This is a genomic window from Lentibacillus halophilus (assembly GCF_055395055.1).
The window spans coordinates 883,275-909,402 of sequence record NZ_AP043750.1; the positions used below are offsets into that span (position 1 = coordinate 883,275).

Consider the following 26,128-nt stretch of genomic DNA (forward strand, 5'->3'; position numbering starts at 1 on the left):
GCAATATAATCAGACTAAGAGTGCATAAAAAAATTTGCAATTCTATCCGCGATACCCTCGTTTTCATGATAAAATAGCCTTAACTTCATTGGGGGTGTGATATTATGTTTCTTTTTCAGATCGACGATGAATTGGCATTAAAACATTTAGAACTTCATGATGCGAACCGGTTATTTCAATTGACGGATCAATCACGGCACCACTTGCGTCAATGGCTGCCATGGGTTGATGGCACTAATTCGACAGCGGATTCCAAAGCATTTATCCAATCCAGCCTGAAAGCTTTTTCCAATCGTCGAGCACTGACAACCGGTATTCTTTATAAAAGCGAACTAGCCGGGGTGGTTGCTTTCAATCATCTGGACTGGGCAAATAATGCCGGCCAAATCGGCTATTGGTTGGGAACGCCTTATCAAGGCAATGGGATCATGATCCGTGCCGTTAGTGGTTTAATTGACTATGGCGTTTATTCGTTGGCATTAAATCGTATTGAAATCCGGGCAGCCGTTGCCAACACGAAAAGCCGAGCGATTCCGGAACGGCTTCGTTTTGTACAGGAAGGACAGTTGCGCCAAGCCGAACAATTGCACGCATCTTATACCGATCATGCGTTATACGGCATGTTGGCATCTGAATGGAAGCAGCTGCGACCGAATCATGCTTCCAATTATCACCCGGCCTTTCATAAAACATAAAGAAACGTACAGAATCTAACACCAGCATCCACAATTAATTATTTTGATGCCTTCTCGTACAGATCGTCAAAATGCCTGACCATTTCGAAGTCCAAATCGGTCAGTCCCTTCATTTGCCATGACGATATTTTCAAGGTGACGACTTTGTAATCGATAGAGATAAATGGATGATGCTTTTTGCTTTCGGCATATTCCGCAATCTGATCCACAAAACGAACACCACTCAAAAAGTCTTTAAACCGGTAGCGACGTTCGATCCATTTTTCGTCAAGGCGTTTCCATTCCGGCAACGTTTCCAATTCTGTTTCTATTTGCTCTTCGCTTAAACGTTCCATTCCAATCGCCTCCTTAACCCATCATAAGAATACTCTTAAACTTACGTAGGTCCAGTGTAACAAAATGGACCATTTCATTCAGCCAATCAACATATTATCCACAGTTCATCCACAGATTTTTGGGGATAAGTCACATCGACCTTTGTTACAACTGCCGTTCTGAATAACCATACAAAAAATGTGGGAGAGGTTGTCAAGATTGTCCCAATTCGAACATATACATAACACACCATGGCAAGGAGGTGTGTATGCAAACTATGAACTGGATCGGTTACGCAATTGGTTACGTTTTTTTCATATCCGGCGTATGTAAGTTAGTCAATAGCGATTTCCAAACGGTTTTCGCCAATCTGGGACTTCCATTTCCGGAAAAATTTCTTTTTCTCGTAGCCATAACAGAACTTGCATGCAGTGTGCTCATTATCGGGAGAATCTATGTTAGACAAGCGGCCACAGCACTCATGATCATTATCATTGGGGCTATTTATGTAACCAAAATTCCTGTGTTAATGAACCAAGGAGTGTTGTCATTCGCTTTTGAAGCACGGCTTGATATCGTTATGCTCATCTTGCTTCTGTTACTTTGGCAGCACAAACCGGGCCAACCGTCCTCCTGACCATAACGATATGCTTTCGTACTTATCCACAAATTTATACACATATGCACAAATGTTCGTCGTTATGTTGTCCTGGCATACATGTTCGCTACCATATATAGTTTGTTATATACAGGCTGTGGATGAAATGTGTATAAATGAACAACAAATCCTTTCAGTAATCCCTGCTATAAACCTTAAAAAAGCAAAAGCTATCCTTTATAAAGGATAGCTTAGCGTTGCTTGCCTAAAGTCATCGTTGTTGTCTGCTTATCTCCGTCCCGATAAAATGTCACGTCCAACGAGTCGCCGATTTCTTTTTTCTGATAAAGAATCTTCCGCAGATCAATCATGTTCAGTACCTGTTTTCCGTCGATGGCGGTGATAACGTCAAGACGCTTGATTCCGGCCTTGTCTGCAGGAGACAGTGATTCAGTATTCCAGACATAAACCCCACCATTCACATCGTCAGGAAGGTTCAATGTCCGGTCCCATTCGGTCTTTGGCACCTCATCCAGAGAATATATCTCCACACCCATATACGGACGCTTCACCTGACCATTCTGTTCCAGCTGATCGACAATCGGTTTGGCAGCATCAATCGGGATGGCAAACCCAATGCCCTCGACCGATTCTTCATTAATTTTCATGGAGTTGATTCCAATCAGCCGACCATCGATATTAATCAATGCACCACCACTGTTGCCCGGATTAATGGCCGCATCTGTCTGAATGACTTCAGTTTGCCAATCCGCCCGGCCGTCCTGGTTGAAATCCTGTGGAATAGTACGTTGCGTTCCGCTGATGACGCCCTGGGTAACGGAACCTAAAAACTTACCGAGTGGATTCCCGATGGCAATGGCTGGCTCCCCGACTTTTACATTAGCCGATGTTCCCAGTTTCATCGTTTGGTTCACATTGCTGCCATCCATCTGCAGAACCGCCAAATCAGAAAATAAATCACTTCCAAGAATTTTGGCTTCAACACGATTATCATTGGATAGAATGATTTCCACCGAATCGGCCCCCTGCACCACATGATGATTGGTGATGACATATGCCTGGCCGTCCTGCTTCTTATAGATAACCCCCGAGCCGGAACCAGCTTTTCGCTGATTACCCTGTTGCCAATAATCACCTTTGCGCTGTATATTAATGACACCTACAACAGCAGGGGAAACATTGTCTACAACATCTGTAATCTGCGAGGAAACATTCACCGATACATAATCATTGGCATCAAGCCCGGAACCGGTACCATCTATTGCCTTTTCCGATGTATCGTTCATCCCTAAAGACGGCATTATGTCAGTTTTGAGTACTGTGGGAATCAACGCCAAGACAGCTATTATGCCTATTCCCATTCCTATAAGTGCTGGAACAAGCCACCCGCGTTTGCTACTTCCTCGTTCAGCATGGCCCTTTTCAAAATAACCCATGTTATCTCTCCTTTAAAAGGATGAGAACCACGCACTCACGGATGCCAATGATTTCAACCGACGTCATACAATGATGTCGGTATTTTCGGATCAGTATTATAAAGAGGGAGATCAATCCCTCGATCCGTCAGAACATGGCTAACCGACATACGTGCGAGTTCCTTCATGTTATTATCTTGGCTTAAATGGGCCAAATAAATACGCTTGGTGCGATTACTGATCACATCACAAAGAGCAAGACCGCTATCCTCGTTAGAAACATGGCCGGTGTCCCCCAGTATACGTCGTTTGACGTTCCACGGATAACGTCCCATACGCAGCATCTCTATATCATGATTGGCTTCAAATATATAAGCATCCGCATCTTCCACCGTTTTCCGGATCCGCTCAGATACATAGCCCAAATCAGTCACAAGTGCAACTTTGGTGCCATTGTGACGAAACGTGAAAAACATGGGTTCAGCTGCATCATGGGACACACCGAACGATTCCACATCCATATCATTGAATGGCTTCACTTCTTCCATACCAAAATGAAACTTCTGATCCAATGCAATGGTTCCAATGGACGGTTGCATAGCTTTCCAGGTTTTTTCATTCGCATAAATCGGCAACTGATATTTACGCGCAAAAACCCCCAATCCTTTTATGTGATCCTGATGTTCATGTGTCACTAAAATACCGGTTAATTCGGATGGATCGACGCTTATTTCGTTAAACAGCCTGTCCATTTGCTTTCCACTCAACCCGACGTCAACCAGCAGTTTCTCTTGATTAGATTCAATATAAAAGGCATTTCCGGTGCTTCCGGAGGCTAAAACACTAAAACGCATAGTCATTTAATCCCACCTCTTTTACTGACGATTCACACGTTCATTCATATGTTTCAGTACATACTTTTTCATATCATTGTCGTCTGGCAGATTTTTAACTTTTTCTATAGACGCTGCCACGGCATCGACTAAAAAGGATGTTTCATCGTTTTGGACGACGAGATTCTCAAGTGCGTTCACAGAAAAATGCTTGTCTTCATTAACAGAAACGATCCATGTAGGCGCAAAAACCTGTTTCCCATTCGGAAGTGGAAATCGTGTGTGAAAACCAAGTTTGACATCTGTTATGTCATCACCTGGCCAAATTTTGTTGCCTTCATAAAGAACCTTGATGGCATCCATTTGCTTAATCAGAGTCTTCTTTTTATTTGTAGACGGCGCTGCCTTTCCGAGCATGGTTTGTGTATAGAACATCATCTCATTGTCATCATTGAGATATACGATAATGATGCCACTTTGATTGTAATAAATGGGATGATCCTTTTTCTTCTGGAAAAACACGAGCGTATTCATCGACTTATTCCATGAACCAAATGTATAATTATCGGGAAGAAGAATCTTGCTTTTAACCAGTTGACTGATTGTATTTTTCTTTGCATCATCCGGTACGCTTACTGGTTCTTTAAAACGGGAAATGATAAATGTTTGATTCAGAATTTCGACGTTTTGATTTTCCAGTGGACTGAAATAGTCCAATTCTTTGTCTGTGAATGTTTTCTTCCCTGCTGTAATATATGATTCATTTATTTCCTTCTGTGACAAGTCAGTACTGATAGTAATATCTTCTGACTCCAACTCCTGCTCCAATGTTACTTCGTCCGGATTTTCGTAACCAAAATCGGATTCCTCTTGTTTATTAAAAAACATGAATAATAAATACACATTAAGCACAAGGAAGCAGAGGATAAATAGCATTTTGATTTGTTTCCATTGCATCCTCAGCTCCCTCCTTTTTGCAGCGTTATGTCATCAGAACTCATTTTCTGCCAACAGCCTTTATAATTGATAAACCATGCCGCTTCCAATGTCAGAGCGTCTGATTCACCTTGATAGGTCAAGTCATAACCGATGCGAATATCATCCACTTGCTCTGGCTTATATGTTTTATTGTTGTTCAGATAATCGATGACGTTCGCACCTGATGGCAGTTCTTCCGTTTTACTGCTGAGCAAGTTCGCCAGGCTGAACAATGGACGATGGTAGCGGTTCGGCTGATTCAAGTCCTTAATCCGGTATTGTTGCTCAATCATCGATGCATGGTTGTTTCCATAGACCGGATAACCATCATAAAACATCTGATAACGAATGGTGTTGATCGATGTTTCTATATCCATCAAATGATAATCATCTGTCCATCCCTTATACTCGTTGATATTGTTTTTGCTCCGTTCCAGGAGTGCCGCCGGCTCCATTTGTTCAAAAGGGGACTGAAGAGGGTTTTGAAACTCCATCGTCCGTCTGTCTTGATAAACACGCATAATGCCGCGTGCATTGTCCGTAAAATATACTTCATTGTCATTGATTTGATTGCGGATGACAGCATCCGGATTCCGGAACAACACATCAACCATTGAATGAGAACCTATTTCCCTGACTGCCACTGACTTATTTGCCATTTCCACCGCGTGTTTCGGTATATAAATGGGTTGCTCCGCTTTATCAAACTGCGCGTATTCACGCAATCCTTCAAACGTTGTCAAAAGCTGCCAGAGCCGGCTGAAGGTTTCACTATTATTAACGGCCGCTGTCGCTTGTTGGTCACCTTTCCGGTCAAGAAACGTGATTTGCAGTGATGAATCATCTTCATCAAACGTTATAAAGAACCGTTCAAAATCCCAGTCGGGAAAAAGAGGATCCCCATTAAATGTAAACAGGCTGTCCAACATGCTCATAGGAATGGCAGTCGGGAATACAACCTCCAGTTGATTGCTTTCCGTCGGTCGACCACGGCTTTCTTCTGTCCGGAAGTCATACAACATCCATGAATGCATATCCTGATACAACGTTTCGCTGTCATTCGGGTCTGTAAAACCATAATAATGCTGCTCGTTTCGGAAAATAATGGATTTTGGTTTTATAATATTTTTTTTTGTCTCTTCATCTCCACCAAGGTCAACCCGGTCTTGAAACTGTTCAGGTGGGAGATCTTCTACTTCCGGTTTATAATTCCACAGGGCAAACGAAAGCAGCAGGCTCCCCACGACCAGTGCCCATAATATAACCGATTTGACGGTTTCAAACCGCATTACGCACCCCTCCGCTTCGTGTTCATTAGCGGAAGCGTAAAGAGAATTGTTGTCCCTTTACCTTCTTTGCTCTTCGCCCGGATGGTGCCATTGTGTGCTTCAACAATTTCCCTGGCAATCGACAATCCCAGACCCGTGCCGCCGACCTTGCGGGACCGTGCTTTATCTGCACGGTAAAAGCGGTCAAATATTTTATCAACTTTATCCCGGGGGATCCCCATGCCTTCATCCGACACACTCACCAGCAGCCGTCCTTGTTGTTTCATCGTTTTGAACCGGATGGTACCTCCTTCCGGTGAGTACTTAACAGCGTTGGAAATGATGTTATCGAGCACTTGGAATATTTTATCCTTATCAACCCATACGTCATAGGTTCCGTCCGACAAATCCCGTTTCAATGTAATGTCACTCGTCACGTTCATTTCAAACCGGTCGATGACATGATGGAAGAAAGTGATAAACTCGGTGCGTTCCATTTTCAATTCATAATTCTGATTATCCATTCGGGAAAGCTGCAACAGATCATTCACCATACGGATCATGCGTTCCGTTTCATTTTTGGTGACATCCAGAAATTTTGGTGCGAGATCTTTGTTTTCCCATGCACCCTCCGTCAATGCTTCCATATAACTCCGCATTGTTGTCAATGGCGTCCGCAGTTCATGTGATACATTGGACACAAATTCGCGGCGCTCCTGTTCCATTTTTTGCTGTTCGGTTACATCACTAAGAACCGTAATAAACCCATTAATAGCGTTTTCCTCGTCCATGACTGTCGAGAATTTAGCACGAATTAGAAAGATCGTGTCGTTATGACTGAAATCTATAATCATGGACCCACTATCAGGCAGTTCTGTGATGTCAACCTCATTTTCATCCAGTTGCAACACATCCAACAAAAACATCCCTTTTGCTTCTTCCGTCTCTTTGTCGAGCAAACGGGCAGCAGCTTCATTCAAAAGCGTGATAACACCCTGGTCATCTGTCGCGATAACACCGTCGGACATATTGGACAGAACGCTGCTCAGTTTTCGTCGTTCCTCTTCTGTCAATGCTCTTGAATGTTTCAACTTCGACGTTAAATCATTAAATGATTCAGCAAGTTGACCGATTTCATCTTTTCCATACACATTAACGCTTTGGGAAAAATCTTCTCTTGCCAATGTTTGTGCTTGTTTGCGCATTTCCTTAATCGGTTTGGTGATTGTGCGTGCCACCAATATTCCGAGCAGGACCGAAACCGTAATGGCAAGAAGTGAGCCCTGCATAAAAATACGATTAATATTTTCCAGCTGATTGTATACGCCCTCCATGTTTGCCTCAATGTACAGGGCGCCAACCTGTGTGTCTTCATTGTCATATATGGGAACCGCCCGAACATAGACAAGGTTTTTCTCCCGGTTGTACTGTTTTTTATCACCCTGGTTCCCATATAAAACAGCATTGCGGACAATATCTCTCGTCACTTTCTTTCCCACGTTCCTAGTGCCAGTATTATTGCTTGAAGCTATAATTCTGCTCTGTTTATTAACCACCTGAATATTAATGATGTCTTTGGTATCATTGACATTGACGATGTTCTGTACTTCCTGCGACAAAGTCGGTTCGCTATCATCATCGGAACGGTCTTTGCTGAATGCACGGGTCAAATTGACTTTCAAAATTTCCACACTGGCATCAATAGACTGCTCAAAATTTTCATTCAACTCACTCTCCAATCCCCGCGCAAAGTAAGCACTGATCACCTGGGTGGAGATTAATAGAAGTAAAATGAAAATAATGATAAATTTCACTTGTATCGAGCGAAAAAAACCTAACTTTTTCATGAACCAGTTCTACTCCTGTTCAGGATTGCGCAAATAATAGCCGACACCACGGCGGGTAATAATCCACACAGGGTTGCTCGGATTTTCCTCAATCTTTTCACGGAGACGACGAACAGTAACATCAACCGTCCGTACATCGCCAAAGTAATCGTAACCCCATACGGTCTCCAGCAAATGTTCACGGGTCATGACTTGACCAATATGACGGGCCAAATAATAAAGCAATTCGAATTCACGATGGGTCAGATCTACGTGATTCCCGTCACGGGTGACAGCATAAGCATCTGGCTGAATTTCCAGTCGGCCGATTTGAATGTTTTTCGTCGTTTTAACTCCATCATCCGGAATCTGCTGTTGACGGCGCAAATTCGCCTTCACCCGGGCAATCAACTCCCGATTACTGAATGGCTTCGTCACATAATCATCCGCGCCAAGCTCCAACCCAAGCACTTTATCAATTTCATCATCCTTGGCCGTCAGCATTATGATAGGCATGGAATGCGTCTTACGGATCTCCCGGCAAACCTCATTACCATCTTTATTCGGTAACATAATATCCAAAAGGACAAGATCGGGATCCTCTTCGTCAGCCAGCTCGATGGCTTCATCCCCATCGTAAGCAACAACAACATCATACCCTTCTTTATCCAAATTAAAATGTAAAATATCAGCTATTGGCTGTTCATCATCTACAACCAAAATTTTCTGTCCCATAAACGTCACGTCCTTTATGTAAGGTTCGTTTAACAAAGAGAGTCTAAACCCCATTGTTTTCCTTTATCCAATTGTAGTTTCTCGCTCCATTCTATCGTACTTTGTCCAAAATGTCTTATATCAGATGCGAAAAATATAAAACACACGGGCATTCATGCAATCATTAGTGTCACAAAAAAACTGACCCATCTTTTACGCATGAGTCAGTTGTCATTTGTTTTTACGAAAAATAACTCTTACACTCTGAATGACCTAAAAATACTTCTTCGGGTGTTGCAACGAACCATTTTGATAGACTTCAAAATGCAAATGAATGCCAGTAGAGTCCCCCGTTGCTCCCATAACTCCAATTTTTTGACCTTTTTCAACCGTTTGACCCGGGCTGACATTTATGGAGGCCAAATGAGCATAAATCGTTCGCATGCCATTATTATGATCGATCGTAATTTTGTTACCATAACCGCTGGACCGTTCAGCTGAAACAATCGTCCCATTGTCAGCTGCCTTTATAGTGCGGCTGCTTGGTCCCGCAATATCCATTCCTTTATGCATGGACCCCCAGCGCATGCCTACATTGCTGGATATATATCCACCGACTGCAGGCCAGTTCAGGTTGCCTGTTCCACGTGACGGGACAACCTTGGTTCCTTTAACGATAATTTTTTTGACCGGTTCTTTGGTTGTTTTTTCATTAATAATATTTCGGCTGGATTCATTCCCATTATTTATCGTCAGGGAATAATGCACCATCTTTTGACCTTCTTCACCTTGCTGTTTTACGTTTTCTTCACCTTTGTAAAGATTATCGGATTCGATGGTTTTTGTTTTATAATCAATCGACGTTTTTTCTTTTATTTCCTTCTTAACGATAACGTCAACAAATGGCTGATAGTCCGTCACATAAAGTTTCTGTCCAATTTGCAAAACAGAGGATTTTTTCAGTTCCTCGTTTAAGTTAAGCAATTCATCCAAGGTTAAATCGTGCTGCTTGGCTATATCCACCAATGTTTCTCCTTCGTTTACTTTATGTACCGTTTCAACTGGTGTCCCCTTTTCAAGGACGGAAATACCTTGCTTTTTCGTCAAAACGCCGGATGGCGCTGTTTTTTGTTCGGAAAAGGAAACCTTATCTGAAAGGGAAACGTCTGTAATAATAGTATCCCCGGCGCTTAAATGGTCCGTCGTTTGTTTATCATTCACTAGATTTGCCCGGGTATAATCGGTCATGTCGTTTTCCTGTTTTTTTGCCGTCAACGTCTCGAGATCCTGTTCATCGACAAAGTTGGTTTGATAGGCGTTCAGCGTTTGTTCAGCGGCCTTTTTATTTTGAAAGTATCCAACGCTTTTTCCGCCTATTTCCATTTTAACGGCTTCCGCTTGAACAGATAGGTTTTCTTGCAAATACGTGCTCACTTTCTGGTTATCATACGATGGGTCGAATACGCGCTCAGGTACTATATTCACTTCTTCCCCAATCGTCAGCGAAAGATTGTTAAAATCAGCTTTCTTGTTCTTCACTTTGCTTTCCATTATATCCTTCATGGCCTGTTTATCATTTACTTTGCCAATATGTTCACCATCAACATAAACATGAAATATTTTCCCCAGCGACCCTTCTTCAGCCTGAGCAGCCGTACCAAACAAAAATATTCCAAGACCTATCATAATGGCTATTTTTGGTAGTATATGACGATTCCTGTGAAGATCATCAAGCGGTTTTCTTCGTGCCATACCGTACGCTCCTTTTACCATGCAACGATATATACAAGTCTCATTGCTTCTTTTAGTCCTTTATTAAACTATCATAACTTCGCACACGATAAAATAGAGAACGGGTAAATGTAAATGAATTGTATAATAACGTCTACTTTTTTTACAATCACGTTACAATTAGTGACAATTATTTTATACGTTTCAAAATTTCAGTCTGAAACCGACAAAAAAACCTCCGTCGATAAGACAGAGGTTGAGTGAAAGCAAGTATTGTATTTAGCTGTAAACGCTGCGTACCATATTTGTCTGCGTGCGATCCGGACCGACGGAAAAAATAGACAGTTGAATGCCGGTTAATTGTGCGATGCGTTCCAAATAATGTCTGGCGTTGGGTGGAAGCTCATGAATGGATTGAACATTGGTGATACTTTCCGTCCATCCGGGCATTTCTTCATAAACCGGCTCACATTCAGCCAGTATACGCAGATTGGCCGGAAATTCATGTATTTTTTCTCCGTTATACATGTAAGCCACACAGATTTTGAGAGTTTCAATACCTGTCAAAACATCAAGTGAATTGAGGGATAAATCCGTCACGCCGCTAACACGCTGGGCATGACGCACAACCACACTGTCAAACCAACCAACACGTCGCGGTCGTCCAGTTGTTGTTCCGTATTCGTTGCCGGTCTCCCGTATCTGTTGGCCGGTGGCGTCGGTCAATTCAGTCGGAAACGGACCATCCCCGACTCGTGTCGTATACGCTTTAGACACCCCAACGACATGGTCAATTTTCGACGGGCCTATACCGGAGCCAATGGTGACCCCACCAGCAATCGGATTGGATGATGTGACAAACGGATAAGTTCCCTGATCAATATCAAGCATCACACCTTGAGCTCCTTCGAATAAAACACGGCGTCCCTGATCAAGGGCATCATTTAAAACAACCGACGTATCACATACAAATGGAGCCATCTGTCGACCGTATTCGTGATACTCTTCCAGTATCTCCTCCACTTGCATTGGTTCCGTTTCATAAATCTTTTCAAACAAACGGTTTTTTTCTTTTAAATTTTGTTCAAGCTTTGTACGGAATGCATCTTTGTCCAACAAATCGGCAACACGAATGCCCATGCGTGCGGCTTTATCCATATAGGCTGGGCCGATTCCTTTTTTCGTTGTCCCGATTTTATCGTTTCCTTTATCTTCTTCTTGAAGGACATCTAGCTTGATATGATACGGCAAAATGATATGAGCACGATTGCTGATACGCAAATGATCGGTTGCTATGCCATTGTCATGTAAATAAGTCATCTCTTCTGTGAAAGCCTTTGGATCAATAACCATTCCATTACCTAATACACACGTTTTATCATGAAAAAATATTCCGGATGGGATCAAGTGCAATTTATACGTTGCATCGTCAAATTTAATGGTATGCCCCGCATTATTTCCTCCCTGATAACGAGCAACCACTTCGGCATTCTGCGACAGGAAGTCGGTGATTTTACCTTTTCCTTCATCGCCCCATTGCGTTCCGACTACTACTACTGAGGACATGGCGCACCTCCATCATGCATCCACAATTGTATTTTCGTTACTGACAGCATGATTTTATCAATCATAGTCCTGACTGTCAAATTAAACACGAACGATATAACCAACAATATCAATTATTATTCGTTCAAAGCACAAACAAAAAACCAGTTCCATGGTTGAAGAACTGGTTATGTCTGTACAGGTTCAGGCGGGACATCACTTTCCGAATAACGGTGATCAAGATCAACAAATTTATTATATTCTTTAACAAACGCCAATTCAACATTGCCTACTGGCCCATTCCGCTGCTTGGAAATAATAATTTCGATAATATTCTGTTTTTCGGATTCCTGGTCATAGTAATCGTCCCGGTACAAAAAGCCGACAATATCAGCATCCTGTTCAATACTTCCGGACTCCCGCAAATCAGACATCATCGGCCGTTTATCCTGACGTGCTTCGACGCCACGTGATAACTGTGACAGAGCAATCAGCGGAACGTTCAATTCCCGCGCTAGTGCCTTCAAAGCACGCGAGATCTCCGACACTTCCTGCTGTCGGTTTTCCCGTGACTGACCCTGGCCCTGGATCAGCTGCAAATAATCGATCATGATCATGCCAAGACCATGCTCCTGTTTCAAACGACGGCATTTCGAACGGATTTCACTGACACGGATTCCCGGCGAATCGTCGATATAAATACCGGCATTGGACAAACTGCCCATCGCCATGGTCAGCTTACTCCAATCATCCGGCTCAAGTTTCCCGGTCCGCAGCCGCTGGGCATCGATGTTCCCTTCCGCACAAAGCATCCGGGAAACAAGCTGGTCTGCTCCCATTTCCAGACTGAATATCGCCACATTTTCATCGGTTTTGATGGCAATGTTTTGTGCAATATTTAGTGCAAAGGCCGTTTTACCAACCGACGGACGAGCGGCAATAATAATTAAGTCATTGCGCTGAAAACCCGACGTAATCTGATCCAAATCGCGATAACCTGTTGGAATGCCTGTTATATCTCCATCATGATGATGAAGCTGCTCAATATTATCATAGACATCGATTAGAACATCTTTAATTGGTTGAAAATTGCTTGTGTTTTTCCGCCCGGATACTTCAAGAATATTTTTCTCGGCTTCATTCAAAATATCATCCACATCTTCCTCACTGGAAAAGCCTGATGTGACAATATCTGTCGCTGTCCGGATCAGTCGACGCAACAATGCTTTTTCTTCAACGATTTTGCTGTAATAAACGATGTTGGCTGCGGTTGGAACACTACCGGCCAAATCGGATAAATATGAGACGCCGCCAGCTTCATCGAGCTTTTTTTCGTTGGACAGAAGGGTTGTCACCGTAACAAGATCAATCGGTTCCCCCCGATCCATCAATCGCAGCATGGCGTCAAAAATCCGTTGATGACTTGCCCGGTAAAAATCATCAGCCATAAGGTGCTCAGCAGCTGTTGGCATAGCATCAGGTTCAAGGAAAATGGCACCAATGACAGCCTGTTCTGCCTCTATATTATGCGGCGGTGTCCGATCATTCCATAGCTCACTCATCGGTTGCCCTCCTTATTAAAAAGATACGGCGAGCCTTGCTGCTTTATAAAATCATCCAGTCATGTTTCAGTTACATGGACGTTAATTGTTCCCGTGACGTCTTGGTGCAATTTGACAGGGACATTCGTGTAGCCAAGCGTCCGAATGGGGCTGTCCAGCTCAATTTTGCGCTTATCGATTTTATAGTTATAATCGTTTTTCAATGTATCTGCAATATGTTTCGATGTGATCGAACCAAACAGACGGCCGGCTTCACCTGATTTTGCTTTAATTTCCACGGTTATATCTTCCAGTTCATTTTTAAGCAGTTCGGCTTCCTTTTTAATTTCATCTTCCTGTTGCCGCTGTTTTTCCTTTTGTGCTTCAAGTGCTTTCAGGTTTCCTGATGTCGCCTCGTCTGCAAGACCTTTTTTCAGGAGGTAGTTCCGTGCATAACCATCTGAGACATTTTTTACTTCTCCTTTTTTTCCTTGGCCTTTTACGTCCTTTTTTAAGATGACTTTCATTCTGTTTCCCCTCCTGTAAAATATTCTTCCAATATATCTTTTAACAATGCTTCTGCATCGTCAATCGTTGTATCTTCAATTTGTGTGGCAGCATTGGTAAGGTGTCCGCCACCGTTCATTTTTTCCATAATCACCTGGACGTTTACATCGCCGAGCGAACGGGCACTTATGCCAATTCGCCCGTCGTCACGTTCCGAAATGACAAACGAAGCGTTAATTCCACTCATAGTCAAGAGGGTGTCAGCAGTCTGCGCCAGCAGCACACCACCATAAATTTCACCAGGACTACCCTTGGCAATCGCAATGGAATTACTATAAATTTCAGCACGCTCAATCAGTTTGCCACGCTTAATATAAAGATCAAGATCTTCTTTCATGAAACGCTGCACAAGTACGGTGTCCGCACCTTTGGAACGCAGATAGGATGCGGCATCAAATGTACGGGAACCCGTCCTGAGCGTGAAACTTTTTGTATCAACTATAATACCGGAAAGCAGAGCGGTTGCTTCAAGCATTTTAAGCTTCAGTTTTTGCGGCTGATACTCCAGCAGTTCCGTTACAAGTTCCGCTGTTGACGATGCATAAGGTTCCATATAAACAAGCGTTGGGTTCTCAATAAACTCTTCTGCACGTCTGTGGTGATCAATTACAACTTTGTAATCAGTTTTGTTTAATAGTTTTTCATGAGCCACCATACCAGGTTTATGCGTATCAACCACAACAATCAGGCTACGGCTGGTAACAAGCGCCTCTGACTCATCCGGATCAATGAAATATCCCCATAAATCATCATCTTGTTTGAGTGCATCAACCAAGCGGTGGACACCGGTATCCACATCATTCGAGTCAAATACAATATAGCCGTCCACATCATTGGCTCTCGCTATATTCAGAATGCCAATTGCAGCACCGAATGCATCCATATCCGGTGCCTTATGCCCCATAATAATAACATTGTCACTTTCCCGGACAAGTTCTTTTAATGCGTGTGAAATGACGCGTGCACGGACTCTCGTTCGTTTTTCCATTGGATTCGTACGGCCGCCATAAAAGCGTACTTTGCCCAGGTTATCCTTGATCGCAACCTGATCACCGCCACGGCCAAGAGCCAGATCAAGACTGGATTGCGCCATTTCGCCAAGTTCCGGAAGTGTGTTGTCTCCGGCACCGATACCAATGCTCAGCGTAACCGGAACGTTCTGCTCAGCGTTCAGTTCCCGGACTTCATCCAGTATATCAAATTTTGATTTTTCCAGCTGATCCAGTGTGTCCTTAGTCAAAACAGCTAGAAAACGATCCTGTGATGTCCGTTTTAAATAAAACCCATAATCCGTTGACCAACTGTTAAGTACAGACGTTACTTTGGAATTCAGCTGGCTTTTAAGGGTATCATCCATGTTTTGGGTGATTTCCTCATAATTATCAAGATATATGATAGCAATCGTGGTTTGCTCATTTTCATAACGTGTCTGAATATGGGCCTGTTCCGTCCGGTCAAAGAAATATAAAAGCCGGTCATCCTTTCTGATTGCTATCTGAAATTGATAACCGTTCATATCCATCCAGATGTCGTCATCATTTTCCTTAATTCGTGACGCAAAATCATCGGAAAGGTCATTCAATGACATTCCGACAAGCGTATCCTCCTCGTCAGAAAAACGATTCATATATGGATTGGCCCATTCGATGATATATTCTTCATTAAATAAAATAATTCCAATCGGCATCTCAAGCAATGCCTCTTCCCCAACCCGTTTCACACGATGGGAAAGCGTTTCAATGTACTTTTGCGTCGCATCTACCAGCTTCCGCTCCGATCGGATGCTGTAATAGATGGCTGCAGCCAGAATAAGAGTCATTATCAGTCCTGGCACCCATTGAAAGTACCAGATAAAACCGACAAGAACAGCTGCAACCACGTACATCACCCATAAATGGAGGCTTAACGGCTGTTTTCGTTGAAACTCCTGCATATCATCAGCTCCTACCTGTACTCCCGATCATGTTTTGCCATTGGCAATGCGGTCCCTAAGTGCAAACCCTATATCTATGATACCAAGCAAACGCACAAGGAAAAGGAAGATGAACGGAAGGAAAATCGTCAACAAAACGCTCATCACCGGCAACGCTTTGGTTATCCTTTTCACATACGTATAATAAAAGATAAAGGATAGTCCCTGCAATGCGATTAACAATCCAGCAAGCATCATAACATTATGGACGGCCTGTGCGGTCATTCCAGACAGATCCAAAAAGGATAGCATCAGGGCGACAAAATAGACCCAAATAAGCGACAAAGGAAGCCGGAACATACGAAACGGCGGAAATTGCAACGCATGATTCTGCCATTTCGTAATCACTTTATAGCTCACCCATTGGCTGATAAAAGCCATCAGTAAACTGATTAACACGATCCAAACCGGGATAAGTTCCAATAGCATATCAAGTTGATCTTTTACTGCCTGCATTTGGTCTTCTGCTTCGCCGGCCATTCCAAATTCTTCGATCACATCTTGACTCATGGATATGGATTCATCCATCACGCTATTCCATTCACTGATCAAATCAACTTGCAAAACAAGCTGGCTGTACAAAAACAGCATAACAAACCCGACAACAAACCCTAATGTGCCGCTCGCCAGCGTTTCATAAGCGGAGTGCTTTCTGTAAATAGCGGAGCCAATGGCAACGCCACCCAATCCCATCAGGACGGGAAGAGGCACAACGTGAACCGAGAGCAAAACCATCGTTAAGCCTGACGCTGCAAGCACCATAATGATTGATGATTTCCAGTCATATCGTGAAGCAAACACGATGAAAGGGACCGGAAGCAAAAAAACAGCAACAAACGGTATAACCGGAACAAAAACAGCCACCAGCGCAATAAGCATATAAATAATGGTTAATAATGCTCCATCTCGCCATTGATTTGATTGATCCATTCACTGCACCTTCTTTGTATCTTGCATGATTATGAGGTGTGTTTTCCATCCAGACAACATACTGCTCATTCATATATAATAACACGTTTGAAGCTTTTATTGTCATTTGAAAAGACTAACCCGAATTATTACCCGGGAAATAAATTCGGGAAATTTGTCGATAAATAAAGGCATTTTAAGAACGATTCATGGTCATGAACGTCATTTAATGGTATTTTAAATACTGGGACGTCATTTGTTAAGGGTGAGAAACCATGATTTTTTTACGCATATTCATCAATAGCCTGAAGTTGCCCGCTAAACAAACCATATTTCAATTAAATCGGATTGGTATGGATTATGCCGTCCTGTACTTATTTATCCTGATGCTCATCACGTCCATGCCATCCCTTATTTCCAGAATGCAGACGGCTGGTGAACCCGGAGCAACTATGAATCCGCTAATTATAATCATTTACTTTTTTATATTTTACTACCTGCCGCTAACCGTCATGGTGGTTTTGCTTATTTCATTAATGGCTTATATCGGAACGAAAACAGCTAAATTGCTGCAACGAAAAATTACATTTCCCATCCTGTGGAAAATCACCGTATACACGACAAGTCTTCCGTTTATTCTATTTTCGGTACTTGCCTTGTTTTTTCCGCTGGACGATTCATGGCTCGCTTTATTTGTCCCATATTCGCTTATTTTTTTGCTAAAAATAATAACGGTCTATCCGAAACGAAAAAAACGACCATAGGAGGGATCTTCCATGCGGTATCTCGGTGTTATTCTTATATTCGCAGCCGCCGTGATAAGTGTTGGGTGCACCGGCCAGGACAATGCAGACACGTCCGAAGTGGTTGTATCGGCTTCGTCCAGTTTATCGGATGTGTTGGGCGACCTGGCGGATGCATTTCAGGAAGAACATCCGGACGCAGCACTCTCGTTTCATTACGGTGCTTCAAGCAAGTTAGCGGACCAAATCAGCAACGGGTCACCGGTTGACGTTTTCTTATCAGCTGGTCAGCAACCTATCGAACAACTCACCGGACAAAACTTGCTGACAACCGACACAGAAATGGATTTTGCCCGTAATCGTCTGATACTGGCAAGCAGCAAACAAGAATCATTTCCGGCAACATCCATCAAGCAATTGCCGGAACTGAACATAAAACAAATAGCCATGGGTAATCCGGAAAACATCGCCGCCGGAAAATATGCCACACAAGCACTAAAAAAAAGCGGTGTCTGGGAAACGATTAAGGAAACAATCGTTTATACCAATGAAGGCGGACGGTCGCTCACCTATGTCGAGTCCGGAAATATGGAAGCAGGCTTTATTTATAGTAGCGATCTCCAACGATCTGAATTGATTCAAAACGTATTCACGATTGATGATGACCTCCACGCGCCCATTATTTATACAGGTGCCGTCATAACCTCCAGTAAAGACAAACAAACAGCCAAAGCATTTGTCTCCTTTCTGCAGACAGACAAAGCGCGTTCCATTTTGAAAAATCACGGGTTTAGCGGGGTTTAAAAGCATCATGAACCTTGTTATATGCCTGTTTATGGAAAAAAGACCCGATTCCCATGTTCGGACCATGATGAATCGGGTCTTTCCACTATTAATCCGCTACATACGGCAATAATGCCATTTGACGGGCACGTTTAATTGCTACTGTCAATTTACGCTGATATTTTGCAGATGTTCCAGTAACACGGCGTGGAAGGATTTTCCCGCGCTCCGAAATGAACTTCTTCAAAAGATCAACATCCTTGTAGTCAATGTGTGTAATGCCATTGGCTTTAAAATAACACACTTTTTTACGTTTTGCACGACCACGACGAGCTGCCATTTGAACTCCTCCTTTTCATACTTATAACCTGGAAGCTAATCCATTAGACTACGGTCTTCTAAAATGGTAGATCATCATCCGATATATCGATCGGTTGTCCGTTATCTTTGAACGGGTTATCGCTGGCCGGTTGTTGATCCGGCTGATTCTGGTTCTGATTGTGGTTCTGGTTTGGCTGATAACCTGATGACTGCTGTCCCTTGTTTTGGGAAGATGCCTTTGATTCCAGGAATTGCACACTATCGGCAACAACTTCTGTCATAAAAACCGTTTTTCCGTCCTGGCCTTCAAAAGTACGCGTTTGAATGCGTCCATCAATACCGACCATGCTGCCTTTTTTCATATAGTTTGCCAGATTTTCAGCGGCTCTGCGCCAAACAACACAATTAATAAAATCAGCATCCCGGCTGCCTTGCTGATTTGAAAACGGACGATTAACCGCCACGGTAAAATTGGCTACAGCCACGCCACTGGCGGTATAGCGCAAATCAGGATCCTTCGTTAATCTGCCAACTAGAACGACACGATTTAACATCAGAACCACTCCCTATTATTGTTCATCTTCTCGAACTGCCATATGACGGATAATGTCATCAGTAAACTTCGCCTGACGATCGAATTCATTGATGGCATTTTCATCACCGCCGAAGTTGATGACAACATAGTACCCGTCACGGTAGTCGTTAATTTCATATGCAAGACGGCGCTTGCCCATTTCATCAACTTTTTCAATCTCCGCCCCGTTATTCGTCAATACGTTGTTGAAACGCTCAATCAAGTTAGTCTGCGCTTCTTCCTCCATATCCGGGCGGATGATGTACATGATTTCATATTTTCTCATCCGTTACACCTCCTTTTGGTCTTAGCGGCCCTTATCCAACGAAAAGAGCAAGGAGTAATTAGTTATTTATTACTCACAACACAGTATTATACCAAATGATTTTATGAAAAACAAGCATTCGAGAGATCCTGATTTTTTACCGAGGGAAACAGTATGGTTTAAACGTTGAAACGGAAATGGATAACGTCGCCGTCCTGGACAATATACTCTTTTCCTTCAAGCCGGGCATTGCCTTGTTCTCGAGCCGCAGCCATGGATCCTGCAGCCATTAAATCCTCATAGGAAACGGTTTCGGCTCTGATAAAGCCCCGTTCAAAGTCAGAATGAATAACACCCGCTGCCTGTGGGGCCTTCATCCCTTTACGGAAGGTCCAAGCACGTACTTCTGGCTCACCGGCGGTAAAAAATGTTCCCAGTCCGAGCAAGCTATACGACCGTTTAATAAGTTGATCCAGTCCGGCTTCCTCAATACCCAAATCATCCAAAAATAACTCTTTTTCCTCTTGATCAAGTTCGGATATTTCTTCTTCAACCTTGGCACAAACGGTAATGACTTCAGCGTTCTCAGCTTCAGCGTATTCTTTCACCCGTTGAACCTCGTCATTGGCATACGGGTTCTGCACCTCATCCTCACTCACATTTGCTGCGTACAGCGCGGGCTTGGTTGTGAGCAGATGAAGTTCTTGAACTATCTTCCATTCCTCTTCTGAAAATTCCAATGCCCGTGCAGGTTTTTCCGCTTCAAGCCCTTCTTTCAAGGTTGTAAGCACGTCCAATTCCGCCATAGCATCTTTATCTTTTTGTCTGGCCATCTTTTCCACACGTTGCGTGCGTTTTGTGACGGTTTCCAAATCGGCAAGAATGAGTTCCATATTAATGGTTTCCATATCATCAACCGGATCGATCTTACCTGATACGTGGGTCACATTCTCATCTGCAAAACAGCGTACAACTTGCACAATGGCATCAACCTGGCGAATATTGGCCAAAAATTGATTCCCCAGCCCTTCGCCTTTGCTTGCCCCTTGAACAATTCCGGCAATATCCGTAAATTCAAACGTTGTCGGAATCTTTTTCTTCGGGTTTACTAATTCTGTTAATTTATCCAAGCGATGGTCCGGAACTTCCACAATCCCTACATTCGGATCAATTGTCGCAAACGGGTAATTGGCTGCTTCCGCTCCTGCTTGCGTAATCGCATTGAACATAGTAGATTTACCAACATTCGGTAGCCCGACAATTCCTGCTGTCAAAGCCATGTAACTTTCACTCCTTAAGGATTTCCATTCATATGAACGCTTCAGTCATACCAATTATAGATACAAGCCTTGCAAATGACAAGAAGCGAAAAAATAAAAATAAGCATTCGGTAATGCTTATTTTTGCGAAAATAGTCGGTAAAATGCCATTTTGTATCGGTAAGGCCTTCCTAAATGTCAATTATAGACCTGCAATAACCATTTTCTCATCAATTACTCGGCTCCTTTTTCTAAAACCTTTTTCATTTTTTTTGCGAACTCTTTACGTGGAATCATAACACTATGACTACATCCTTCGCATTTAATCCGGATATCCATACCCATACGGATAACCTTCCATCGGTTTTCACCGCACGGGTGCGGTTTCTTCATTTGCACAATGTCATTCAGTCCAAATTCCTTATCCGCCATTATTGTTCACCCTCCTGCATCTGTCTGTCCGGTTGTATATCCAGTGATGTCGGTTCCTGGCTGCGCGAATACATCACCAGACGAGGTGCTGGTATGTCAATGCCTTCCTTATAAAGCGCCTCTTTTATTTCCTTTCGCATAATGCGTGCACCTGCCCATTGATAGACCGGCAACGTCTCAGCGATAACACGAATGACGTAATGGGATGATTCCAACGTTTGCACCCCGATAACTTCCGGTACCCGAACAATTTCCTCATATTGATCCGGTAGTTCTTTACCAATTGTTTCAATAAGTTTCTCAGCTATAACAGCATCATTCTCATATGGTATATTGACATCAACAACCGCGAGCCCGTTATGGACGGAATAGTTCGTTACCTGTGTCACGTTTCCGTTCGGAATAACATGTTGCTCGCCTGTCCAACTCTGGATTTTCGTCGTCCGCAGCCCGATTTCTTCCACTGTCCCCTCTGCCCCGGAAACTAAAATATAGTCACCTACAGAAAACTGATCTTCAAATATGATAAAAAATCCTGAAATAACATCACGTACAAGGCTTTGTGCACCGAAACCAATGGCCAATCCAGCAACCCCGGCACCCGCCAGTAAACTTGTAATCGGCAAGTTCAGTACGCCCTGCAAAATCATGATAATCGCTATAAAATAAACCGTATATTTCAACGTGTTTTGAATCAATTTTTTTAGCGTGACTTCCCTTCGTTCTGTTATCCGGAATGGGTTGTGTGTCCTGTTTTCAAAAATACGTTCAATCATCCGGTTGCCAAAACGAATAACGAGCATTGCCAGAATAATAATCAGAATGGTGTTCAGCAATGCACTCCCAACGGAAACCCAAAGGTCCGCCCCTGTTACATAGTCCCACAACTGTTGCCATTTATCTTGTAAAATTTCCAAACTATTACCCCCGGATGCAGCTTTATACATTGATTTTACATCAATCATGCTGTCAAGAAAAGAAAAGAACACCCCTCTTTACACCTCCCTGTTTTCCTTATCGGCCCATAACGGATATAAAAGCAAACGGCTTAGGACATACAAATTTAAAATCCCATAAACCGGATATATATAACTAATGAGCGTGGAAAACCCCAGGGTGGTAAGTGGAACCATAACAGCAATCATCCCCGCTGCTAACATCCATATGGGAAGGTTCCATATACTTTGCAGACGGGTGGCAATACCGAGAATGCCTGCTGCTGCCGTAGTAAAAATGGCAAACCACAACAGAGCAGACATAAAAATAAGAATTTCGAATGGATAATGTTTCAATATGGCAAATAATGGAATCTCATATATTAATAATTCATCAGCAATCTGAATCAGACTGCTATTATAAATAAATGAAATAGTCCCCAGCGACAATCCACTCCCGATTGCAGCAACAACAATTTCCTGCTTGGACCGGACTTTATTGCCGACGGCACCGAGCACGGCTATAAGCGGCAGAACATTTAACGCCGTGAAAGGAAACGCTGCCGTCCAATTGCGCTGTTCATGCCAATCAGCAAGCACATCAAGTTCCTGATCCATAATGAATAACAATAAAATATAGATAAGACCTCCAAGCAAGAGCGGCAGCACAATCTGATTCATGGCCAACAGTCCATTAATATCCTTTAAAAACAAGGCGATCAGGCCAAGAGCGATTAGCACAACCCCCCACCAATATGAAAACCGGAAAGCTTGTCCGGTGGCGCCGCTTCCAGCAATCATGACAACTGTTGTTGTGAACAAATATAAAAAAATCATAATATCATATACGTTTGTCAACTTCGGCCCGACAATATCTTTGAGTACCGGCAAATAATCACTTGACTGCTTCTTATAACTTACATCCATAATGACATAGCTACTTATCGTAAAAAATAGCGTAAACAACAAAATGGCCAATCCGCTTTCATAGCCAAAAAATTGCCATAACTCCCGTCCGGAAGCATACCCTGCGCCTATAGTTGTCCCAATAATTAAAAACATCCATTTGAACCCTGCTCCCCACATCGCTTTGCCTCCATTATTTAACTAGGTATAGATTTTAATGTTTTCCCGTATACTAATACCAATATGATTGTGGAGGATAAGCTATGAATCTGATTAATCGTTTTATACCCAAAAAGGAAAAACTTCAATTGATGTACGATAATCCAGCACTGCTGGATCAAATGACAGATCGGGTTTTATCTTGGACACCTGCGGCAAGAGACTATGTTGTTATTTGCATCGGCACCGATCGTTCTACCGGTGATGCGTTCGGTCCATTTACAGGATCCTATCTACTTGAAGAAGATTTGAAACACATTCACGTTTATGGAACGTTGCATGAACCGGTGCATGCCGTCAATATGGCGCACTATTTTGATTTGGTTCGTATGGAACATCGCCATCCATTTGTTATTGCCGTTGATGCTTCTTTAGGGAAATACGCTTCTGTGGGCACCATTACAGCAGATATTGGCTCACTGAAACCCGGTGCTGCCTTAAATAAAAATCTGCCTGATATTGGCGATGTACATATGACTGGCGTTGTCAATGTAGGTGGGTTTATGGAATATGCTATTTTGCAGAATACGAGACTATCGCTAGTCGTTGCTATGGCAAAACGTATGGCGACTTTGCTGCATCAACTCGACGAACAGCTTGATCATAAGTTCAGCGTATCCTCATCTGTCATGCGCTGAACCATAAAAAAATAGCTATAGGACAGAGAGCACATTTGTGGCACCCCCGCCTTATAGCAATCATTTATCCGTCTAAAAAAGAACATACACACCATAGATGACTCCAACCGTTACAATGGATGGCAAAAGGTTTCCGATCCGTATGGATGTTATGTTGAGCAAATTCAGACCAATAGCCACAATAATCAGACCGCCGACTGCTGTCAATTCAACAATGAATCCATTCAGCACCTGTTCGGGAATCCAATCTTTAATTTGTGTTGCCAAGAGCGCAATAACGCCTTGATACAAAACAACCGGTATCACTGAAAATAGAACGCCAAAGCCAAGTGTTGTCGTTAGTACTAACGCAACAAACCCATCAAGAACCCCTTTGATGAGTAACACCTCATGACTGTTGCGCAAACCACCATCCAATGCGCCAACGACAGACATAGCACCGATCACAAACACAAGTGATGCCGTTACAAATCCTTGTGCAACGCTTGCATCATCGCTGCTGGAGCGGGAAAACGTATTCCCAATCCATTCACCGAGTTTATTCAAACCCGCTTCCAGCTTCAGCCATTCGCCGATGATAGCACCGGTAAGCAGACTCAGTAACACTATGATAATGGTTTCGGTCGACAGGGCCATCTGCATCCCAATCAAAATGACCGCCAAACCGACGCCGTTCATCACAGTTTCTTTGTAACGTTCCGGAATGTTTGAAAAAAACATTCCAATAAAACTTCCGGCTATAATGCATACGCCATTGACTATTGTTCCGAATAAAGCCATAACGCCAACTCCATTTATGAAGTGATTACAGCATTTGATAAGATGCCGTTATTTCCTGTATCGCCTCAAGGAAACGATTTATTTCCTCTTCGGTGTTATATTTGCTCAAACTGGCTCTGATAACACCCTGTTGCGTTGTGTTCAAAAAGTCATGTGTCAGTGGACTGCAATGAAGGCCGGCGCGGACAGCTATGTCATAATGTGCATCCAGTACCATCGCAATCTCCTGCGACGGTATATCCAGCACATTAAATGCAGCTATCGGCAGCTGACAATGGTCTTTGTCCGGACTATAACATGTGATTCCGTCGATGGCCTGCAATCCTTTCATCAAAGACCGACCCAGCATTGTTTCACGTGGAACATTGTTGTGCTCGTCTGATTCATATACGTTCAAAGCAGCATTTAAACCGGCTATACCGGGGGTATTCAACGTTCCGCTTTCGAACTTTTCCGGCCATTGTTGTGGATTTTCAGGTTCCTCTGAAAAACTGCCGGTACCACCGTGCTGAACCGGCTCCAAATCCATGGATCCTTCCATAAGCAGCATTCCTGTCCCCTGTGGACCCAACAACCCTTTATGACCAGGAAAGGCTAGCATGGTGATGCCCATTTCCCGCATATTTATCTGTAAATGCCCTGCTGTCTGCGATGCATCCAATAATACAGGAATGCCATGGTCACTGGCGACAGTAGCTGCATGCTCCACCGGAAGAACCGTCCCTGTTACATTGGATGCATGTGTTAATGCCAACAGTCGGGTCTCCGGTCGGATAGACTCCCGGAGTTGGTTTTCAAGTGACACTGTATCATCATTTCCGCTTACATATGTAACCTTAATGCCATATTTCCGCTGCAAATACGCCAAAGGCCGGCGAATGGAATTATGTTCAAACACAGTGGCAATGACATGATCACCCTCAGACCAATTGATTCCCTTAATAGCTTGATTAAGGGCAGCAGTCGCATTCGGAAAAAACAGCGCTTTACGTGGATCACTGCTCCCAAATAAACGCGCAGCCCGCTCACGCGTATCGGCAATCATTTGAGCCGCTTCCCTTGCCAGAAGATGGCTGCCTCTTCCTGGATTGGCCCCGATAGAATTCAATGCATGAACCATCGCCTCGCCCACTTCCGGAGGTTTCGGACGTGAGGACGCAGCTTGGTCAAAATATATCATGTTTCCACACCTCCAACCGATCATTCAATTCTCGCTGAACATCCAGAATAACTGTTTTGCGGTGTAAAAAAGACTGACCTATTACTTCCTAAGCCAGCCTTTTACCACTTTAACGTTGATGTGAACGTAAATCATGCGGTGGGTTTTCCCTTCCATGTATGATTA

Annotated in this window: 27 protein-coding genes; 5 read left to right on the forward strand and 22 right to left on the reverse strand. The window is 43.2% G+C overall.

Annotated elements, in window-relative coordinates; translation table 11 throughout:
* The first annotated feature begins 104 nt into the window (after positions 1 to 104).
* Positions 105 to 695: a GNAT family N-acetyltransferase gene (locus tag ACZ5Q7_RS04030; protein ID WP_343751849.1), complete on the forward strand. Its 591-nt coding sequence runs from the start codon at positions 105 to 107 to the stop codon at positions 693 to 695.
* Positions 696 to 733: 38 nt separating this feature from the next.
* Here ACZ5Q7_RS04030 and ACZ5Q7_RS04035 read toward each other — a convergent pair whose 3' ends face one another.
* Positions 734 to 1,030: a 4a-hydroxytetrahydrobiopterin dehydratase gene (locus ACZ5Q7_RS04035; RefSeq protein WP_343751847.1), complete on the reverse strand. Its 297-nt coding sequence runs from the start codon at positions 1,028 to 1,030 to the stop codon at positions 734 to 736.
* Between the two features lie 248 nt (positions 1,031 to 1,278).
* On the opposite strand from ACZ5Q7_RS04035, the gene ACZ5Q7_RS04040 reads away from it, so the two are divergent.
* Complete coding sequence (locus tag ACZ5Q7_RS04040; RefSeq protein WP_343751845.1) at positions 1,279 to 1,647, forward strand: DoxX family protein; 369 nt, start codon at positions 1,279 to 1,281, stop codon at positions 1,645 to 1,647.
* A 212-nt stretch (positions 1,648 to 1,859) separates the two neighbouring features.
* Here ACZ5Q7_RS04040 and ACZ5Q7_RS04045 read toward each other — a convergent pair whose 3' ends face one another.
* The 12 genes from ACZ5Q7_RS04045 to ACZ5Q7_RS04100 form a co-directional block, all read right to left on the reverse strand.
* A complete protein-coding gene (locus ACZ5Q7_RS04045; RefSeq protein ID WP_343751843.1) occupies positions 1,860 to 3,065 on the reverse strand; it encodes a S1C family serine protease in 1,206 nt (401 codons plus the stop codon).
* Between the two features lie 53 nt (positions 3,066 to 3,118).
* A complete protein-coding gene (locus ACZ5Q7_RS04050) occupies positions 3,119 to 3,904 on the reverse strand; it encodes an MBL fold metallo-hydrolase (RefSeq protein WP_343751841.1) in 786 nt (261 codons plus the stop codon).
* A gap of 15 nt (positions 3,905 to 3,919) precedes the next feature.
* Complete coding sequence (locus tag ACZ5Q7_RS04055; RefSeq protein ID WP_343751839.1) at positions 3,920 to 4,834, reverse strand: two-component system regulatory protein YycI; 915 nt, start codon at positions 4,832 to 4,834, stop codon at positions 3,920 to 3,922.
* A gap of 2 nt (positions 4,835 to 4,836) precedes the next feature.
* Positions 4,837 to 6,144: a YycH family regulatory protein gene (locus ACZ5Q7_RS04060; RefSeq protein WP_343751837.1), complete on the reverse strand. Its 1,308-nt coding sequence runs from the start codon at positions 6,142 to 6,144 to the stop codon at positions 4,837 to 4,839.
* The gene (walK, locus tag ACZ5Q7_RS04065; protein WP_343751836.1) at positions 6,144 to 7,970 is read right to left on the reverse strand and encodes a cell wall metabolism sensor histidine kinase WalK; all 1,827 of its coding nucleotides are present in this window, start codon (positions 7,968 to 7,970) and stop codon (positions 6,144 to 6,146) included. The genes ACZ5Q7_RS04060 and walK overlap by 1 nt, the downstream gene beginning before the upstream one ends.
* A gap of 9 nt (positions 7,971 to 7,979) precedes the next feature.
* Positions 7,980 to 8,684, reverse strand: coding sequence for a response regulator YycF (gene yycF, locus ACZ5Q7_RS04070; protein ID WP_343751835.1), 705 nt, complete (start codon positions 8,682 to 8,684; stop codon positions 7,980 to 7,982).
* A gap of 252 nt (positions 8,685 to 8,936) precedes the next feature.
* A complete protein-coding gene (locus ACZ5Q7_RS04075; RefSeq protein WP_343751834.1) occupies positions 8,937 to 10,415 on the reverse strand; it encodes a M23 family metallopeptidase in 1,479 nt (492 codons plus the stop codon).
* 258 nt (positions 10,416 to 10,673) lie between these two features.
* Entirely contained in the window at positions 10,674 to 11,960 is a 1,287-nt protein-coding gene (locus ACZ5Q7_RS04080; RefSeq protein WP_343751833.1) for an adenylosuccinate synthase, read from the reverse strand.
* Positions 11,961 to 12,127: 167 nt separating this feature from the next.
* The gene (dnaB, locus tag ACZ5Q7_RS04085) at positions 12,128 to 13,501 is read right to left on the reverse strand and encodes a replicative DNA helicase (protein WP_343751832.1); all 1,374 of its coding nucleotides are present in this window, start codon (positions 13,499 to 13,501) and stop codon (positions 12,128 to 12,130) included.
* A 59-nt stretch (positions 13,502 to 13,560) separates the two neighbouring features.
* Entirely contained in the window at positions 13,561 to 14,007 is a 447-nt protein-coding gene (gene rplI / locus ACZ5Q7_RS04090; RefSeq protein WP_343751831.1) for a 50S ribosomal protein L9, read from the reverse strand.
* Positions 14,004 to 15,980 carry a DHH family phosphoesterase gene (locus ACZ5Q7_RS04095; protein WP_343751830.1) on the reverse strand — a complete coding sequence of 659 codons (1,977 nt, stop codon included), beginning with the start codon at positions 15,978 to 15,980 and terminating at the stop codon, positions 14,004 to 14,006. The genes rplI and ACZ5Q7_RS04095 overlap by 4 nt, the downstream gene beginning before the upstream one ends.
* A 27-nt stretch (positions 15,981 to 16,007) precedes the next feature.
* Positions 16,008 to 16,949 carry a YybS family protein gene (locus tag ACZ5Q7_RS04100; protein ID WP_343751829.1) on the reverse strand — a complete coding sequence of 314 codons (942 nt, stop codon included), beginning with the start codon at positions 16,947 to 16,949 and terminating at the stop codon, positions 16,008 to 16,010.
* A gap of 254 nt (positions 16,950 to 17,203) precedes the next feature.
* Here ACZ5Q7_RS04100 and ACZ5Q7_RS04105 point away from each other — a divergent pair, with 254 nt between their 5' ends.
* Both ACZ5Q7_RS04105 and modA read left to right on the forward strand, forming a co-directional pair.
* Positions 17,204 to 17,692, forward strand: coding sequence for a hypothetical protein (locus ACZ5Q7_RS04105; protein ID WP_343751828.1), 489 nt, complete (start codon positions 17,204 to 17,206; stop codon positions 17,690 to 17,692).
* 12 nt (positions 17,693 to 17,704) lie between these two features.
* On the forward strand, positions 17,705 to 18,475 hold the full coding sequence (gene modA / locus ACZ5Q7_RS04110) for a molybdate ABC transporter substrate-binding protein (RefSeq protein ID WP_343751827.1): 771 nt from the start codon (positions 17,705 to 17,707) through the stop codon (positions 18,473 to 18,475).
* 88 nt (positions 18,476 to 18,563) lie between these two features.
* Here modA and rpsR read toward each other — a convergent pair whose 3' ends face one another.
* From rpsR to ACZ5Q7_RS04145, 7 genes are all read right to left on the reverse strand, one after another.
* Entirely contained in the window at positions 18,564 to 18,794 is a 231-nt protein-coding gene (gene rpsR, locus ACZ5Q7_RS04115) for a 30S ribosomal protein S18 (protein ID WP_343751826.1), read from the reverse strand.
* Between the two features lie 58 nt (positions 18,795 to 18,852).
* Positions 18,853 to 19,329 carry a single-stranded DNA-binding protein gene (gene ssb / locus ACZ5Q7_RS04120; protein ID WP_343751825.1) on the reverse strand — a complete coding sequence of 159 codons (477 nt, stop codon included), beginning with the start codon at positions 19,327 to 19,329 and terminating at the stop codon, positions 18,853 to 18,855.
* A 15-nt stretch (positions 19,330 to 19,344) separates the two neighbouring features.
* Positions 19,345 to 19,635 carry a 30S ribosomal protein S6 gene (rpsF, locus tag ACZ5Q7_RS04125; protein ID WP_343751824.1) on the reverse strand — a complete coding sequence of 97 codons (291 nt, stop codon included), beginning with the start codon at positions 19,633 to 19,635 and terminating at the stop codon, positions 19,345 to 19,347.
* A 158-nt stretch (positions 19,636 to 19,793) separates the two neighbouring features.
* Positions 19,794 to 20,894 carry a redox-regulated ATPase YchF gene (ychF, locus tag ACZ5Q7_RS04130; RefSeq protein WP_343751823.1) on the reverse strand — a complete coding sequence of 367 codons (1,101 nt, stop codon included), beginning with the start codon at positions 20,892 to 20,894 and terminating at the stop codon, positions 19,794 to 19,796.
* Positions 20,895 to 21,107: 213 nt separating this feature from the next.
* Positions 21,108 to 21,305 (reverse strand): DUF951 domain-containing protein, encoded by a 198-nt coding sequence (locus tag ACZ5Q7_RS04135; protein WP_343751822.1) that lies wholly within the window; start codon positions 21,303 to 21,305, stop codon positions 21,108 to 21,110.
* Entirely contained in the window at positions 21,305 to 22,222 is a 918-nt protein-coding gene (locus tag ACZ5Q7_RS04140) for a mechanosensitive ion channel family protein (RefSeq protein ID WP_343751821.1), read from the reverse strand. The genes ACZ5Q7_RS04135 and ACZ5Q7_RS04140 overlap by 1 nt, the downstream gene beginning before the upstream one ends.
* Positions 22,223 to 22,300: 78 nt before the next feature.
* The gene (locus ACZ5Q7_RS04145; RefSeq protein ID WP_343751820.1) at positions 22,301 to 23,326 is read right to left on the reverse strand and encodes a YkvI family membrane protein; all 1,026 of its coding nucleotides are present in this window, start codon (positions 23,324 to 23,326) and stop codon (positions 22,301 to 22,303) included.
* Positions 23,327 to 23,409: 83 nt separating this feature from the next.
* On the opposite strand from ACZ5Q7_RS04145, the gene yyaC reads away from it, so the two are divergent.
* The gene (yyaC, locus tag ACZ5Q7_RS04150) at positions 23,410 to 24,003 is read left to right on the forward strand and encodes a spore protease YyaC (protein WP_343751819.1); all 594 of its coding nucleotides are present in this window, start codon (positions 23,410 to 23,412) and stop codon (positions 24,001 to 24,003) included.
* A gap of 72 nt (positions 24,004 to 24,075) precedes the next feature.
* Here yyaC and ACZ5Q7_RS04155 read toward each other — a convergent pair whose 3' ends face one another.
* Both ACZ5Q7_RS04155 and ACZ5Q7_RS04160 read right to left on the reverse strand, forming a co-directional pair.
* Positions 24,076 to 24,783, reverse strand: a complete 708-nt coding sequence (locus tag ACZ5Q7_RS04155) for a DUF554 domain-containing protein (RefSeq protein WP_343751818.1) — start codon at positions 24,781 to 24,783, stop codon at positions 24,076 to 24,078.
* Between the two features lie 25 nt (positions 24,784 to 24,808).
* A complete protein-coding gene (locus ACZ5Q7_RS04160) occupies positions 24,809 to 25,963 on the reverse strand; it encodes an aminotransferase class V-fold PLP-dependent enzyme (RefSeq protein WP_343751817.1) in 1,155 nt (384 codons plus the stop codon).
* Between the last annotated feature and the right edge of the window lie 165 nt (positions 25,964 to 26,128).